Origin of the sequence: Methylocella tundrae (assembly GCF_901905185.1) — a bacterium.
Taxonomy (GTDB): Bacteria; Pseudomonadota; Alphaproteobacteria; order Rhizobiales; family Beijerinckiaceae; genus Methylocapsa; species Methylocapsa tundrae.
Window position 1 is genome coordinate 1 of sequence record NZ_CABFMQ020000127.1, and the last position, 980, is coordinate 980.

The window sequence follows — 980 nt, forward strand, 5'->3', positions numbered from 1 at the left end:
CCGCCTTTCGCATCATGTGTTTGAGCTTCGCGAAAACCTGCTCGATCGGATTGAGGTCGGGGCTGTAGGGCGGAGCTGGCGAGGGGCCACCCCAAGCGGAGCTTGGTGGGGTCGCCTGCGGAGGGGGCAAGAACATGAGATGAGCGCCGGCCGCTTTGATGGCGTTGCGCACGGCGCGCGCCTTGTGGCTGCCGAGATTGTCGAGCACGACGATGTCGCCTTGCTTGAGGGTCGGGATCAGAACCTCCGCGACGTAGAGCCGAAACAACTCGCCATTGATCGGGCCGTCGACGACCCAAGGCGCGTCGATGCGGTCATGGCGCAGCGCGGCGAGGAAGGTCATGGTTTTCCAATGACCAAAGGGGACGAGCGCCTTCAGCCTTTGGCCGCGCGGCCCCCAGCCTCTCAGCGGAGCCATGTTGGTTTTGACCCAGGTCTCGTCGATGAAGACGAGGCGCTTCGCCTCGATCCGGCCCTGATAGGCCTTCCAGCGCGCCCGCTTGCGCGCGACGTCAGGCCGGGTCTGCTCCGCCGCAACGACGGTTTTTTTTGAAGCTCAGCCCCTCGCGATGGGCGAACTCCCAAACCGCCCGATAATCAACCCGCAGGCCGCGCTCGGCCAGTTCCGCCGTCAATCCGCGCAGCGTGAAGGGGCGCTCCCGCATGCGCTGTCGCAGCCAGTCCGCATGCGCGCCCGAAAGAACCCGCGGCTTGTAGCCGCCGATCCGGCCAGGCGACGCGCTGCCGGTCAGGCGCAGGCGGCCCGACCATTTCGACACGCAGGATGCGCTGATCTGCAACGCGGCCGCGACGACCCGAATCGTCTCGCCCGCCGCAACCCGCGCCATCGCGCGTTCGCGAAGATCATTCGAGTAAGGTCTCGCCATCCGTGCTGCCCTCCCAACGCCAGCACGTGGATTGAATCAGACCGTTGCTGATTTGGGAATCCTCCGATTCCATAAAATCGCATCCCGCTCTAG

At 65.2% G+C, this 980-nt stretch carries 1 protein-coding gene; it reads right to left on the bottom strand.

The window, feature by feature from the left end; genetic code table 11:
* A protein-coding gene (locus tag MPC4_RS21415; RefSeq protein WP_244629102.1) for an IS630 family transposase occupies nt 1-887 on the bottom strand; the annotation gives its coding sequence in 2 pieces (ribosomal slippage) (nt 1-550 and nt 552-887; 886 coding nt annotated over the 2 pieces). This gene is flagged as partial in the annotation.
* Between the last annotated feature and the right edge of the window lie 93 nt (nt 888-980).